At 65.7% G+C, this 14,495-nt stretch carries 11 protein-coding genes and 1 pseudogene; 6 read left to right on the forward strand and 6 right to left on the reverse strand.

Features of this window, described 5'->3' with window-relative positions; translation table 11 throughout:
- Nucleotides 1-5 precede the first annotated feature (5 nt).
- From purU to JOF55_RS23285, 4 genes are all read left to right on the forward strand, one after another.
- On the forward strand, nt 6-854 hold the full coding sequence (gene purU / locus JOF55_RS23270; RefSeq protein ID WP_310278710.1) for a formyltetrahydrofolate deformylase: 849 nt from the start codon (nt 6-8) through the stop codon (nt 852-854).
- A gap of 270 nt (nt 855-1,124) precedes the next feature.
- Complete coding sequence (locus JOF55_RS23275; RefSeq protein WP_310278713.1) at nt 1,125-2,303, forward strand: aromatic ring-hydroxylating oxygenase subunit alpha; 1,179 nt, start codon at nt 1,125-1,127, stop codon at nt 2,301-2,303.
- 203 nt (nt 2,304-2,506) lie between these two features.
- Nucleotides 2,507-4,819 (forward strand): FdhF/YdeP family oxidoreductase, encoded by a 2,313-nt coding sequence (locus JOF55_RS23280; protein ID WP_310278716.1) that lies wholly within the window; start codon nt 2,507-2,509, stop codon nt 4,817-4,819.
- Between the two features lie 181 nt (nt 4,820-5,000).
- Complete coding sequence (locus tag JOF55_RS23285; RefSeq protein ID WP_374727609.1) at nt 5,001-6,686, forward strand: BCCT family transporter; 1,686 nt, start codon at nt 5,001-5,003, stop codon at nt 6,684-6,686.
- A 170-nt stretch (nt 6,687-6,856) separates the two neighbouring features.
- On the opposite strand, the gene JOF55_RS23290 is transcribed toward JOF55_RS23285, so the two are convergent.
- The 3 genes and pseudogenes from JOF55_RS23290 to JOF55_RS23300 form a co-directional block, all read right to left on the reverse strand.
- Nucleotides 6,857-7,213, reverse strand: a complete 357-nt coding sequence (locus tag JOF55_RS23290; RefSeq protein ID WP_310278721.1) for a hypothetical protein — start codon at nt 7,211-7,213, stop codon at nt 6,857-6,859.
- Nucleotides 7,168-7,770 (reverse strand): DUF4158 domain-containing protein, encoded by a 603-nt coding sequence (locus tag JOF55_RS23295; RefSeq protein ID WP_310278723.1) that lies wholly within the window; start codon nt 7,768-7,770, stop codon nt 7,168-7,170. Before JOF55_RS23295 ends, JOF55_RS23290 begins: the two co-directional genes overlap by 46 nt.
- Nucleotides 7,736-8,486 (reverse strand): annotated as a pseudogene (locus JOF55_RS23300) (TerC family protein); the annotation flags it as partial. The pseudogene JOF55_RS23300 and the gene JOF55_RS23295, both read right to left, overlap by 35 nt.
- Before the next feature lie 558 nt (nt 8,487-9,044).
- On the opposite strand from JOF55_RS23300, the gene JOF55_RS23305 reads away from it, so the two are divergent.
- On the forward strand, nt 9,045-9,701 hold the full coding sequence (locus tag JOF55_RS23305) for a GntR family transcriptional regulator (RefSeq protein ID WP_310278726.1): 657 nt from the start codon (nt 9,045-9,047) through the stop codon (nt 9,699-9,701).
- 51 nt (nt 9,702-9,752) lie between these two features.
- On the opposite strand, the gene JOF55_RS23310 is transcribed toward JOF55_RS23305, so the two are convergent.
- Nucleotides 9,753-10,916 carry an NAD(P)/FAD-dependent oxidoreductase gene (locus JOF55_RS23310; protein WP_310278729.1) on the reverse strand — a complete coding sequence of 388 codons (1,164 nt, stop codon included), beginning with the start codon at nt 10,914-10,916 and terminating at the stop codon, nt 9,753-9,755.
- A complete protein-coding gene (locus JOF55_RS23315) occupies nt 10,916-11,257 on the reverse strand; it encodes a bifunctional 3-phenylpropionate/cinnamic acid dioxygenase ferredoxin subunit (protein WP_310278732.1) in 342 nt (113 codons plus the stop codon). Before JOF55_RS23315 ends, JOF55_RS23310 begins: the two co-directional genes overlap by 1 nt.
- 348 nt (nt 11,258-11,605) lie before the next feature.
- On the opposite strand from JOF55_RS23315, the gene JOF55_RS23320 reads away from it, so the two are divergent.
- The gene (locus tag JOF55_RS23320; protein WP_310278735.1) at nt 11,606-13,036 is read left to right on the forward strand and encodes an MFS transporter; all 1,431 of its coding nucleotides are present in this window, start codon (nt 11,606-11,608) and stop codon (nt 13,034-13,036) included.
- Nucleotides 13,037-13,232: 196 nt separating this feature from the next.
- On the opposite strand, the gene JOF55_RS23325 is transcribed toward JOF55_RS23320, so the two are convergent.
- Nucleotides 13,233-14,462: an IS4 family transposase gene (locus tag JOF55_RS23325; RefSeq protein WP_310278738.1), complete on the reverse strand. Its 1,230-nt coding sequence runs from the start codon at nt 14,460-14,462 to the stop codon at nt 13,233-13,235.
- Between the last annotated feature and the right edge of the window lie 33 nt (nt 14,463-14,495).

Here is a 14,495-nt window from a genome sequence, read left to right on the forward strand (position 1 = left end):
ATCCCGTGACACGATCGTTCACCCTCACCTTGAGCTGCCCGAACCGCACCGGGATCGTCCAGGCCGTCAGCTCCTACCTCGTGGAGCACGGCTGCGACATCGTCGAGTACCGGCAGTTCGACGATCCGGTGCGCGGGCGCCTGTTCTTGCGCGTGCAGGCCACCGCGGCCATCGAGGTCGACCTGGATGCGATGTCCCGCGACTTCGCTCCGGTGGCCACCGACTTCGAGATGGACTTCGAGCTGCACCCGGACCGCGACGCCCGGGTCGTGGTGATGGTCTCCAAGCTGGGGCACTGCCTCAACGACCTGATCTACCGGTGGCGGGCCAGAGCTCTGGGCGCCGAGATCGTGGCCGTGGTGTCCAACCACGAGGACCTGCGCCCGATGGCCGAGGCCGCCGGCCTGCCGTTCCACCACATCCCGGTGAGTCCTGAGGTCAAACCGGAGGCCGAGTCGCAGCTGCTGCAGCTGGTCGACGACTACCAGGCCGACCTGGTGGTGCTCGCCCGATACATGCAGGTACTCTCCGACCAGACCTGCAAGGCGCTGCACGGCAGGGCGATCAACATCCACCACTCGTTCCTGCCCGGGTTCAAGGGCGCCAAGCCCTACCACCAGGCCTACGACCGGGGTGTGAAACTCGTCGGCGCCACCGCGCACTTCGTCACCCCCGACCTCGACGAGGGTCCGATCGTCGAGCAGGAAGTGATCCGCATCGACCACACCTACGACCCGCTGGCGCTGCAGACCGTGGGCAGGGACGCCGAGGCGCTGGCACTGTCCCGGGCGGTGCGGTGGTACTGCGAGAACCGCGTCCTGCTCAACGGCAACAGCACTGTGGTGTTCCGCTAACCGCGAGGGAAGAACTGCGAGTACCTTGGCGAACGAACCGCGATTCTCCCGGTGCTCCCGGCAACGCACCGCACCGTCGCCACGCGCGAATCGCTCGATGGTCCCGTGCCGCGGACCACCGCCGCGCGGCCGAAAACCCGAGTGATTCCGCCTCCAGCGATCAATCGTGGCCCGCTGAGCCCTTTTGCCGCACCATCGAATTCGAGCCGGCGCCCGCTGTGTTCGCGCCGCAGCGAGATCCCCACCTCTTTCCGACGAGGAGCGTTACCCATGACGACCGGTGAGCTTCCCACCGCCCAGGAACAGGCCAACAACCTCCCCGAGAGCCTGCGCGAGACCCTGGCCGGGCACTACTACACCGACCCCGAAATCTTCCGCCTGGAACAGGAGAACATCTTCGAAGCGGGCTGGTTCTGCGCCGTGCTCAGCGCGGACCTGGCCAAGCCCGGGCAGTACGAGACGGTCCAGATCGGACGCGAGAGCGTGTTGGTCGCGCGGGGCCGCGACGGTGCGATCAAGGCGTTCCTCAACGTCTGCAGGCACCGCGGCGCGCGACTGTGCACCGAGGACAAGGGCGAGGTCCGCCGGTCCTTCCAGTGCCCGTACCACGCCTGGACCTACTCCTTCGACGGCGCGCTGATCGCCGCGCCGAACCTCGGCGCGATGGACGACGTCGACCGCACCCAGTACGGGCTGCACGAGGTGCACGTGCGCGAGTGGCTCGGGTACGTGTGGCTGTGCCTGGCCGAGCAGCCACCGTCGTTCGAGGACACCGTCATCGGCGACGTCAGCGCGCGGCTGGGCACCCCGGACGCGATCGTCGGCTACCAGGTCGCCGACCTCAAGCTCGGCAGGCGCATCGAGTACGACGTGAAGGCGAACTGGAAGCAGATCATCGAGAACTTCATGGAGTGCTACCACTGCGCCACGATCCACCCCGAGCTCACCGAGGTGCTCCCGGAATTCGCCGACGGGCTGGCCGCACAGTACTTCGTGGGCCACGGCGCGGAATTCGGTGAGGATGTCCAGGGCTTCACGGTGGACGGTTCGGCCGGCCTGGAGAAGCTCCCCGGGGTGAGCGAGGAGCAGGACCGCCGCTACTACGCCATCACCGTGCGGCCGCAGGTGTTCATCAACCTGGTGCCCGACCACGTGGTCTTCCACCGGATGTTCCCGCTGACCGCCGAGCGCACGCTGGTGCGCTGCGACTGGCTCTACCTGCCGGAGGTGGTCGACTCGGGCGCTGACATCGACCGCTCCGTGGAACTGTTCCACCGGGTCAACCAGCAGGACTTCGACGCCTGCGAGCGCTGCCAGCTGGCCATGGACTCCCGCGCCTACGCCGACGGCGGCGTGCTCGTTCCCAGCGAGCACCACATCTCCGAGTTCCACGACTGGGTGCGCGAGCACATCGGCGAAGAAGGGAAACCCCACAACGGGGCATCCTAAGCTCGAACACCTCTGTAACACCGGAAAGAAGCATTTCGGCGCTATCTCTCGGTAGTCGCATCGAAACGCGACTTCCGGCGCGGTTCCCACCCCACTACTGGCCGCGCCGGCAAGGGTGGTGGTCCCGGTTCTTCCCGAACCGGGACCACCACCAGTTCTGCTCGCAACGACCGCTTGTCATGTCATGAGAATGAGGGTTACCAGTGGCACGAAAAGCACCTCGGCAAGATATCGACGAAAGCCGCCTCGAAGTCGGTGCCACCGAGGACGCTGCGGTCGGCATGAAAGGCGTGCTGGTCTCGCTGCAACGCAGCTGGGAACAGATGGGGCTGAGTCGGACCACGCGGACGCTGCCACTGCTGAACCAGCGATCAGGATTCGACTGCCCAGGCTGTGCCTGGCCGGACCCGCAAGAATCCGAGGGAGACAAGCGCAAGTCGGCCGAGTTCTGCGAGAACGGTGCCAAGGCGGTCGCCGAGGAGGCCACTACCCGCCGGGTGGAACCGGATTTCTTCGCCCGGCACTCCGTGACCGACTTGGCCGACAAGAGCGATTACTGGCTCGGTCAGCAGGGACGCATCACACACCCGATGGTATTGCGCGACGGCGATACCCACTACCGGCCGATCGCCTGGGACGAGGCGTTCAACGTCATCGCTAGCGAGCTCCGCTGCTTGGACAGTCCAGACCAAGCAGCATTTTACACTTCGGGGCGCACGAGCAATGAAGCGGCGTTTGTCTACCAGCTCCTAGTGCGCTCGTTCGGCACGAACAACCTGCCGGACTGCTCGAACATGTGCCACGAGTCCTCCGGCACGGCGCTGACCGAGACCATCGGCATTGGCAAGGGGTCGGTATCGCTGTCCGATCTCGAACACGCGGACCTGGTCCTGGTGGTGGGGCAGAATCCGGGAACCAACCATCCACGCATGTTAGCCTCACTGGAAAAGGTCAAACGTCGCGGCGGAAAGATCGTTGCGGTGAATCCGCTTCCGGAGACGGGGCTGATGCGGTTTAAAAATCCGCAAAGTGTTCGTGGTGTACTCGGTGGTGGCTCGCCGTTGGCCGATGAATTCGTGCAGATCCGTATTGGCGGAGACTTGGCGCTGTTCAAGGCGCTGGGGTCGCTGCTGTTGCAGGCCGAACAGGACCGGGGCGGAGTGCTCGACCAGCAGTTCATCGACGAGTGCACGCATGGCTACGACGAGTTCACGAACCAGGCTCGTCAGGTGGACTGGGATGCCGTCACCGAGGCGACTGGTCTGCGGCGTGAACAGATCACCACAGTCGCCGAGATGTTGATCGACTCCGAGCGCACCGTGGCCTGTTGGGCGATGGGCTTGACCCAGCACAAACAAGGTGTAGACACGATCCGCGAGGTCGTCAATCTGCTGCTGCTGCGTGGGATGATCGGCAAGCCAGGCGCCGGCGTGTGTCCAGTTCGCGGTCATTCCAACGTACAAGGCGATCGGACGATGGGCATCTGGGAAAAGATGCCAGACACCTTCCTCGATGCTCTCGAGAACGAATTCGATGTGACCATGCCACGTCACCACGGTTGGGACACGGTCGACACGCTCAAAGCAATGAAGGCCGGGCATGCTCAGGCTTTCTTCGCGCTAGGCGGCAACTTCGTGTCCGCGACACCCGACACACGCGGAACCGAACAAGCGCTGCAAGCGTGCGCCCTGACCGTGCAGGTCTCGACCAAACTAAATCGGTCGCATGTCGTCCCGGGCCGCACCGCACTGATTCTGCCGACGCTGGGTCGTACCGAACGTGACCGGCAGGCATCTGGTGACCAGTTCGTCACTGTCGAAGACTCGATGTCCGTGGTCCACGCCTCGCAGGGCCGTCTCCCACCCGCCTCCGAACACCTTCTCTCCGAAGTTGCGATCATCTCACGCCTCGCTCGCAAGCTCCTCGGCGCCGACCACTCGGTCAGCTGGGAGGAGTTCGAGAACAACTACGATGTGATTCGCGACCACATCGCCCACGTCGTCCCCGGCTGCGCGGATTTCAACCAACGTGTCCGCCAGCCCGACGGATTCATTCTCCCGCACGGCCCCCGGGACCATCGCACTTTCACCACGGCGTCGGGCAAGGCAAACTTCACCGTCAACATCCCCGAGCTCATCAAAATCCCCAAAGGCCGCCTCCTGTTACAGACGTTGCGCAGCCACGACCAGTACAACACGACGATCTACGGATTGTCCGACCGCTACCGCGGCATCGAGAACGCCCGCCGCGTGGTCCTGGTCAACGCCGACGATATCGTCGCTCTCAGCCTCGCTGACGGCGACCTCGTCGACCTCGTCTCGGAATGGACCGACAACCAGGGCAACATCGAGGAACGCCGAGCCGAACGATTCAGCCTAGTCGCCTACCCCATCGCGAAAGGCTGCGCCGCCGCCTACTACCCCGAAGCCAATCCACTCGTTCCGCTCGGCGCGGTCGACAAGAAATCGAACACTCCTGTGTCCAAGGCAATCATCGTTCGTCTTGAACGCGTGTAACCAGCGAGGTAATGAGGACGACCGCGGCTTGCGAAGGCGAGAGGAAGGGCGTCGAGTGACTACGTCGAAATCTGTGTCGACGGTAGAAGGAAGTAAAGACGGTGCCGGTCAGCAGGGTCGGCACCAGTGGGAAACAGAATCCACGGAACGACTCGCCGACCGGCCGGGGCGTACCGATCCCGTGGTGTCCGGGGGGGCGGCCGCATTGGCACTGGCCTTCATCACCTGGGGGATTCTGAACACGGACTCGTTGAGCATCGCCGCCAACGTCGCGTTGAACTACCTGGTCCGCGACGGCGGCTGGGCGTTCGTGCTCGCGGGCACCGGCTTCGTGATCTTCGGGGTGTGGTTGGCGTTCAGCCGGTTCGGCAAGATCCGGCTGGGCAGCGACAACGAAAAACCAGAGTTTCGGAACACCTCGTGGATCGCGATGATGTTCGCCGCCGGGATGGGCATCGGCCTGATGTTCTACGGGGTCAACGAGCCCTTGACCCACTTCACCGACCCGCCACCGGATACCGCGACTGCGGAGAGCGACGAGGCCGTCCGGAAAGCCATGGCGATCTCGTTGTTCCACTGGACGCTACATCCCTGGGCGATCTACGCCGTGGTAGGGCTCGCGCTGGCCTACAGCAGTTACCGGCGCGGTCGACGTCAGCTTCTCAGTTCAGCGTTCGTGCCGCTGTTCGGTCAACAGCGGACCAACGGTCCGGCGGGCAAGATGATCGATGTTCTCGCAATCTTGGCGACGATATTTGGCACAGCCGCCTCGCTCGGGCTCGGCGCGACCCAGATCGCCTCCGGATTGACCGAGGTCGGTTGGATCGACTCGAGAGGTCAGACCGTGTTGATCCTCATCATTGTCGCCCTGATCGGTGCATTCGTGGCCTCGGCGGCCTCGGGCGTGTCCAACGGCATCCAGTGGTTGTCCAACAGCAACATGGTGCTGGCCATCAGCCTCGCGGTGTTCTTGTTCGTGGTCGGACCCACGGTGTTCATCCTCGACCTGCTGCCCACCTCGATCGGTGCCTATGTCAATCAGTTCAGCACGATGATATCCCGCACCGGCGCCACCGGTGGCGCGGAGATGAACGCCTGGCTGAGTAGTTGGACGATCTTCTACTGGGCGTGGTGGATTTCCTGGGCGCCCTTCGTCGGCATGTTCATCGCTCGCATCAGCCGGGGCCGCACCATCCGCCAGTTCGTCGGCGGCGTGATCCTCGTGCCCACGGTGATCAGCCTGGTGTGGTTTGCGATCCTCGGTGGCACCGCCCTGGACCAGCAGCGCTCGGGCAGCGAACTGGCCGAGTTCGGCAGTGCCGATGCGCAGCTGTTCGGGATGTTGCAGGACGTTCCACTGGGAAACATCGTCAGCGGACTAGCGATATTGTTAATTATCAACTTCTTCATCACCAGCGCGGACTCCGCCTCGGTGGTCATCGGTTCGTTGTCCCAGGAGGGCAGCACCCGCCCGCAGACCTGGATCGTCATCTTCTGGGGCATCGTGATCGGCGGTGTGGCCACGGTGATGTTGGTTACCGGTGGCAACAAGGCCCTCACCAGTCTGCAGAACATCACGATTATCGCAGCATCGCCGTTTTTGATCGTGGTGGTCATGCTCTGCATGTCGCTGCTGAAGGACCTGCGCCACGACAAGGCGATCCTACGTGAGGAGAAGGGCACTCAGGTATTGGAAGCCGCCGTCATCCACGGAGTGGAGAAGCACGAGGGCGAGTTCCAGTTGAAGATCTCGTCCACCGACTCGCAGGACAATGCGAATCGCAGTGGATCAACGACCGTACAACCCGCCCATCAGGAACGGAAAATCGAGCACGACAAGAGCCAACCTCCACGAGTGGTTGTATGAGGTCTGAAGGTTGGTGAAGCTCGGCATAGTACACGTCCCGTCTGGACTCGAAATCCGCGGGCAGGTCGTCCTCGGGGTTGCGCCACTTGCTAGCCCCGGCCACGTACTATTTCGCGGCGACGTAGTGCGTCCCGCAGGGACACCAGCACGCACAGCTCGTAGGAGTGCGCTTAACGCGGCCCTTCTCGTCGACGACAGCTTTCCGCCAGGCTTTCGGCACCACAAACCCTTGAAGGGCACCGTCGCGCCCGCGTCGTAGAACCGACGGCGTCGGCATAGCTCTGGAGCAGATCCAGGGCCTGCATGATGGGCCGGTAGGCGGTGTTGTTGCAGCGGAACTCCAGCGCGGCCATCAACGCGGGCAGCATCCGCCGATAGTGATTTGAATACGAGCTGCGCAGCACCGTGCGCACCCTGGCTTGGAAGGCGCGTTCATTGGCCTTGGTCTCTTTGACCAGCTCCCGCAGCGTTTTCTCGCCGATCACCGGATACAACGCCGACCGCACCAGCTCGTCGGGGTGATCCACGACGGTTTCGGCCAGCCGGAACAGGATGCCTTCCTTGCCTCGCACTCGCCGCTCAGCACGGGCATCGATCCTGTGCACCAGACTGACAAGACCTCCAGACGATCGCCGGCCGGCTCCACCCGGCCCGATGTCGGTGGCTCCACCTTCTCCTGTCGGCACCGGGTCAGCACCGCCGAGGCCGACCGCTGCCGAGCCATCTCCACCCCGACCAGCTCCTCGGACAGCCACTCCGTCCACCGCTGCTCATCGGCCTCGGTCGCCGGGCGGAACCTCATCGCGTCCCGGATCTGGCTGCGGTGATACTCCACCGTGCGGCCAGTCAACGAGTACTTCGTGAACTCGGTCGGCTCGACCCGCACCTGCGAAGCCACGTAGTTCACCGCCGCGGCTGGGGTCTCCTCCGGATACGCGGGAACCCGGGCCTCGATCTCGAAGAACTTCAGCAGCAACCTGAACCCGAGCCGCGTGGCACCCGACTTGTTGCCCACCAGACGCCAGTCCTCACCGACCAACGTCCACAGATCAACCAGCTCGTCCGGCTCCCAGCTCTGACGCACGTCCGGACGCTAGCGCGACCACCGGCAACACGATCGGACGATCATCGCTACTTTGCGGCTGGCGGGACCTTCGGGAGAAATGGGTCTTGATCTCCGGGTGCCCGCGGGTCTTGATCAGGCCGGCCACGGTCACGATCACCAGCACGCCGACGATCACCGACAGGCTCAACGTCGTCGGGATCTCCGGCCCCCGCGAGTCGATGTCGACGTGCAGCCAGTGCAGCACCAGCTTCACCCCGATGAACGCCAGGATCAGCGCCAGCCCGGACGAGAAGGTAGACCAACCGGTCCAGCAAGCCCTTCACCAGGAAGAAAAGCGCCCGCAGGTCCAGCAGCGCGAAGGCGTTGGCCGCGAACACGATGAACGGTTCGCTGATCACGCCGAACACCGCCGGGATCGACTCCAGCGCGAACAGCAGGTCGATCCCGCCGATGGCCACCAGCACCACGAACAGCGGCGTGGCCACCCGGCAGCCCTGCACCTGGGCGAACAACCTGCCGCCGATGTAATCCTCGGAGATCGGCAGGATCCGACGCGCGCCCTTGACCATCGCGTTGTCCTCGACGTCGGGATCCTCGTCTCGATGCCGGAACAGCTGCACGGCCGTGTAGATCAGCCGCAGTCCGAAGAGCAGGAACACGAAGGAGAACAGCGAGAGCAGCGCGGCACCGATGAGGATGAAGATCACGCGCATGATCAGCGCGACGGTGACGCCCAGGTCAGCGCGGAGATCTCATCCACCGAAACTCCTTCCGGTCCGCATCGCCGGTTCAGCGCGGGGTCCGGGGTAACGCGGCGGGCTGCTGTCCTCCTCGCGCAACAGCGGTCAGCTCGATCGAGCCTCGCAGAACCGGCTGAGCCGCGCAGGCTGATCCACCGGCGGCCCACCGACGCTCCTCACCCCGGTGATTCCGGGGACTTGCGCTGCGGCGCGGGTGCTCTCCGTGGTGGCGGTCGACACGGCTCGGCGACCACGCTGACCCGCCTGCCGGGTGGAAATGAATTGCGGGCGACGTCCGGGAGAAATTCGAAGAATAGAATGCCGCGTCGCAGCTCGGCGAGCCGCTACCACCTGCGACTAAGCGTTCACTAGCGGTTCTCGCACGATCCGAAATCTGCACTCGGAGCCGGAGCTCCGATGAGTTCGCAGGTCACAATGTTGCGGCGCGGCGGTGACAAACAGCACTCATCGGTATCGCAATGGAATCTGCTATACTAGTGTTTTATCAGAATTCGACGAGTGCAGGATTTCGGCGATACTGTCGGGGCTACGATGAGTGCTACAACCGAGGATCAACCGGTGTCGATGGCCGAGAAGGCCTACCAGGCGATCCGCGATCGGCTGGTCATCCTGGACATCCCGCCGATGGAGCCGATCGACGACGTGGCCCTGGCGCAGTCGCTCGACATCGGCCGGACCCCGGTGCGCGAAGCGCTCAAGCGTCTCGAGGTGGACCGCCTGGTCGTGTCCTACCCGCGTAGGGGGACCTTCGCCACGGCCGTGGACATCACCGACCTGGCCTACATCTCCGATCTGCGCGTGCACCTGGAACCGCTCGCGGCGCGCCGCGCAGCCGATACCCTCGGCGATGCGGAGGCCGAGGAGTTCGAAGAGCTCGCCGACCACCTCGACGACGTGGATTTCCGCTCCCTCGACCGCGACGAGGTGATGCTGTGGGATCTGCACGTGCACCGCGCCATTTACCACGCCGCGAGAAATCCGCACCTGGAAGACACGCTGATCCGCTACGACAACCTCGCGACGCGGATCTTCTGCGTCTTCCTCGACCGCATGCCGGATTTCGACAGCCACGTCATGGAGCACTCGGCGCTGCTGCGGGCGATCAGCTCGCGCGAGCCGGACAAGGCTGAACGACTCGCGCGGGAACACGTGCTGAACTTCGACAAGGCTATGCGCTCGTTGGTCTGAGTCCTCTCCATTCCGGTCGGCCTGGGAGGCCGGAGTTCGGGGGTGCGCCGATCATCGGCGCTGGGCCAGTTTTCGCCGCCATTGACCGAACGAACGGGCTCGATCGATCGCGAGCACGCCCACGGGCCGCTCCTCCGGATCGAGGTAGAGGGCCAGGAAATCACCCGAATCCGGGTCGCCCTCCTCGATCTGCACCGCGCAGTCGGCGGTGCGGTGGCCGGCGAACTGGATCTTGTGGCCGTACTGGTCGGACCAGAAGTAGGGAACCGCGTGGTGCGCCGGGGCGGAGTGCTCCCGGCCGAGCAGCGCGGCGACTGCGGCCGCCGGTTGCTGCAGCGCGTTGGTCCAGTGCTCGAGGCGTAGCGGACCCGCGGTGTAATCGCGGTAGGAGTGGGCGCAGTCGCCGACCGCGAGGACCTCGGGGATGGTCGTGCGTCCTTGCCCGTCGGTGCGAACGCCGTCGTCGATCTCCAGACCCGATCCGGCGAGCCACTTGGTGTTCGGCTGCGCACCGATGCCGACCACGACAACGTCGGCGGGCAGTTCGCTTTCGTCGGTGAGGCGCACCGCCGTCACGCGGGGATCCCCGATCAGCTCGGCGAGGCCGGTGCCCACGTGCAGTCGTGCGCCGTTGCGCGCGTGCAGCCTACCGCACACCGCGCCCATGTCCGCGCCCAGCGGTCGCTGCAGCGGGACGTCGGCTGCTTCCACGACGTCCACTTCGCAACCGAGACCGATTGCGGTGGAGGCGATCTCGGCGCCGATGAAGCCCGCGCCGATGACGACTAACCTCGCTCCGGCCACCAGCTCGGAGCGCAGCGCCCTGGCGTCGTCGAGGGTGCGCAACGTGTGCACGCCCTGCGGGGTGCCGCCCGGAAGTCGTCGCGCTCTTGCTCCGGTGGCCAGCACGACGGCGTCGGTGCCGATCCGGGTCCCCTCGTCGAGCACGACGGCCCGCTCGGCGGTGTCCAGCGAGCTCGCCTCCCGGCCGATGGTCCACTCGACATCGAGCTCGGCGTCGTCGGCGTCGGTGAGCCGGATGTCGTCCTCGGTGGCGGTGCCCTCGAGAAACTCCTTCGACAGCGGTGGGCGATCGTACGGCTCGTGCACCTCGTCGCCGACCAGGGTGATCCGGCCTTCGAACTCCTGCGCGCGCAGCGCGCGGACGGTCGCCAGCCCCGCGAGCGAGGCACCGACGACAGTGATGTGCTCCATCAACCGACCTCCTCCGCAACCGCGCCACCAGCGGTGACCCGGGTCGACTCGTGCACGTAGACCAGGCCGTCCTCGATCGAGACCGCGTGCGTGCGCACCGGCTTCTTCGCGGGCGGGCCGCTGGGCTGACCGGTGCGGAGGTCGAAGCAGGCGGCGTGCAGCGGGCACTCCACCGCGCACCCCTCGAGCCATCCGTCGGACAGCGACGCGTCCTGGTGCGAGCAGGTGTCGTCGATCGCGTAGAGCTCACCGTCCACATTAAACACCGCGATCGGCACCTCACCGTGCACCCGGACCGACTCCCCGGGCGGCAGGTCGACCAACTCACCAACCAAGATCATTACGCCTCCTGTTGCTCATAGCGGAACGGGTGGTGCATTACGCAACTCACAGGATGGAGATCGACACCCCGCGAGTCAATGGTGAAATTCGGTCGGAAACACGCGCGTTTCAAACCGCGCGAGCAGCGAAGACAACCATGGGCGCGCAGAGGCCGCGGAGTCGCGCCGAGCGATGCGGCGACCCCGCGGGCGTCCGCGAAGAGGGGTGCGGTCTTGCTTCGAGGAGACCTGACCGGATACCTTACCGCGAACAGATATATCAGTAACCGATCGCGGTCACAACCGCGATGCTGCCGCGGCGTCGCGCAACCGCCACTCGCTGCCGCACATCGCACCCCGGGGAGCCCCATGACCGATCAGTCCAGGCGACCGCGCCGGAGCCTCACGCCCCCCGTGGTGCAAGAGGAGCGCACGGTCCACCGCGCGACTGCGGCGGCCTCGGTCGGCAACGTCGCGGAGTGGTACGACTTCGGCATCTACTCCTACCTGGCCGCGGTCGTGCTGGACCGGGTCTTCTTCTCGGAATTCGGTGAGTGGGCGGCGGTTTACACCCTCGGCGCGTTCGCCGCCGCGTTCGTCATGCGGCCGCTGGGTGGGCTGATCTTCGGCAGGATCGGCGATCGGTACGGCCGCACCAAGGTCCTGTCGGCCACCATCCTGCTGATGGCCGTGGCCACGGTGCTGCTCGGCCTGGTGCCCAGCTATGGCGCCGCTGGGATGCTGGCCCCGGTGCTGGTGCTGCTCATCCGGATGCTGCAGGGCTTCTCCGCGGGCGGCGAGTACGTCGGGGCGCTGACCCTGATGGCCGAGTACGCACCGGACCGCAGGCGCGGGTTCTTCGGCAGCTGGCTGGAGTTCAGCACGATCACCGGCTACGCCCTCGGCGCGAGCACCTGCGGTGCGGTGATCGCGCTGCTCCCCGACGAGCAGCTGTTCACCTGGGGCTGGCGCGTGCCGTTCATGCTCGCGCTACCGCTGGGCATCGCCGGGCTGTACCTGCGCATGCGGCTGGAGGACACCCCGGCGTTCCGGCAGCAGATGGAGCGCTCCCCCGCGCTGGCTACGATGTCGACCAAGCGCGCGGTGCAGATCGTGCTGCGCCACTACCGCACCGCGGCGCTAGTGGCCGCGGGCGTGATCGTAGCCTGGAATGTGACCAACTACGTGCTGACCAACTACGTCCCGACCTACCTGACCGGCACCCTCCCCCGCTTCGGCGAGAGCGGGACGAGCAGCGGGGTAGCCACCGGGATGCAGGTGGCCGTCATGCTCGTGATGCTGTGCGCGATCGCCGGCGTCGGGCGGCTCAGCGATCGCATCGGCCGAAAACCGGTACTGATGACCGGAAGCGTGGCGCTGGTGCTGCTCGGCTTGCCGGCCGTGTGGCTGCTGCGCGCCGGGATGGCCGGCCAAGTCGCCGGATTGCTGATCATCGGGCTGTGCCTGGTGTGCTTCGCGGCGGTCTCGCCGTCGACGCTGCCCGCGCTGTTCCCGACCATGATCCGGTACAGCAGCCTCGCGGTGATCTTCAACCTGTCGGTTTCGCTGTTCGCCGGGACCGCGCCGACCATCATCGAGGCCGCCGTCACCACCACCGGTAACTTGGATTGGCCGGGCTACTACCTCATCGGCGCGGGCGTCATAGGCATTATCGCCACGCACTACCTGCGCGAACACGCCGGTGAACCGCTCGACGGCGCCGCCCCGCTGACCTCCAGCGCCGAGCTCCCCCCGCCCCCGCTGTCCGAGGACGGGGTCCCCCTGGAACAACCCCGCTAGGGTCAATACCGCTTACTTTGGTGGTTTTCGGCGTTGTGGAGCCGGTTTGGTGGCGGTGACGATGGTGATCGTGATGTTGGGTGGGGGTGGGTCTCGGTGGTGGGCGCGTTTGAGGTGCCAGTTGGCCATTTTGCGTTTGACCACGCGGGGGTTGGAACGACGTCGGCGGGGCGGCAGCGGATGACGTAGCAGTTCCTTACGGGTGCACCGTAGTGCTCGCATCAGGCGGTTCGGGGGAAAAAGCCGCCTGGTCGGTGACCTGGCGGCGGACGACGCGCAGTGTGCGCAGAAACGAGATCCGGTCGGGATCGGTCTCGGCGCTGGCGGCGGTGTCGTGCATCAGGCCGCGCAGGGCGTGGTGGGTCAGTAGGAAACCGTAGAGTTCCTGTTCGACCCCGTCGGGGTGTTGCGAGCGCAGGATCAGGTTGGGCCCGCCTTGGTGGGTTTTGAGTTCGTCCAGGGCGGTTTCGATCTCCCACCGTTGGGCATACAGGGCGGCCAGTTCGGCAGCGGGAGCCTGCTCCGGGTCGAGCAGGCTGGTCACCAGCCGGTAGACCGTCGCGGCCTCGCCGAGGGTGAACTCGACCACCCGCACGGTGGCCGGGTCGGCCCGCCGGTTTTTGTCCCGGGCGGCCACGATTTCGGACAGATACGAGCCGTCGTCGAACTGGCGGGTTACGGGCAGCACCGCGCTGGACCGGGCTCGCCACAGCAGGTCGGCCCCGGTGGCTGTGGCGGCCCGCCAGGCGTCGAAGCTCAACAAAGCCCGGTCGGCCAGCAGCAGCATGTCCGGTGCCAGGGCGGGCCACAACTTCGGGACCAGTTTGGACTCGGTCGTCGTCAGCGGCGCCGACGTGGCGGCGAAGATCGCGTGCGTGCCGCACTCGGCCAGCGCGACCACGCGGGCCTGCGGATAGGCACTCACTCCGTCGCCGCGGGAACTGTCCGGCCGACCGAAGTAGTCCCCGTTGGCCGGAGTGTCGGCCAGATCGAACGTGGTGCCGTCCACGGCAACCAGTCGGTGGCCGCGATACCACGCCCCCGCCGTGGCCGCGGTAGCCACCGGAGTAGCCACCCGCTCGAACAACGCGGCCACCGGCTCGGCACCCAGCCGGGCCCGGGCTCGCGACAGCGCCGCCGTCGTCGGCGCCTGCCACTGCGTCTGCCAGTGCCGTGTCCAGGCCAACCCATTGGTCAACAAGCGAGTGACCTCTTCATAGCCTTCCTGACGAAACAGGCACATCGCCAGCACGAAATACACCACCACCCGCGCCGGCAACAGCCGTTTGCGCTGCTCCACCCGCCCCGTGGCAGCCAGCACCTCGTCCACCAACTCCGGCGGAAACGCCCGCGTGAGCACCCCAATCGCAATCCGATCCGGCAACCGCTCCCGCGACGACGACGTCACCTGACCAGGCCTGGGCATGAACACACACTACCAGCCACACCCAACCTAAAT

This window comes from Haloactinomyces albus, from assembly GCF_031458135.1.
In the GTDB taxonomy this organism is placed as follows: Bacteria; Actinomycetota; Actinomycetes; order Mycobacteriales; family Pseudonocardiaceae; genus Haloactinomyces; species Haloactinomyces albus.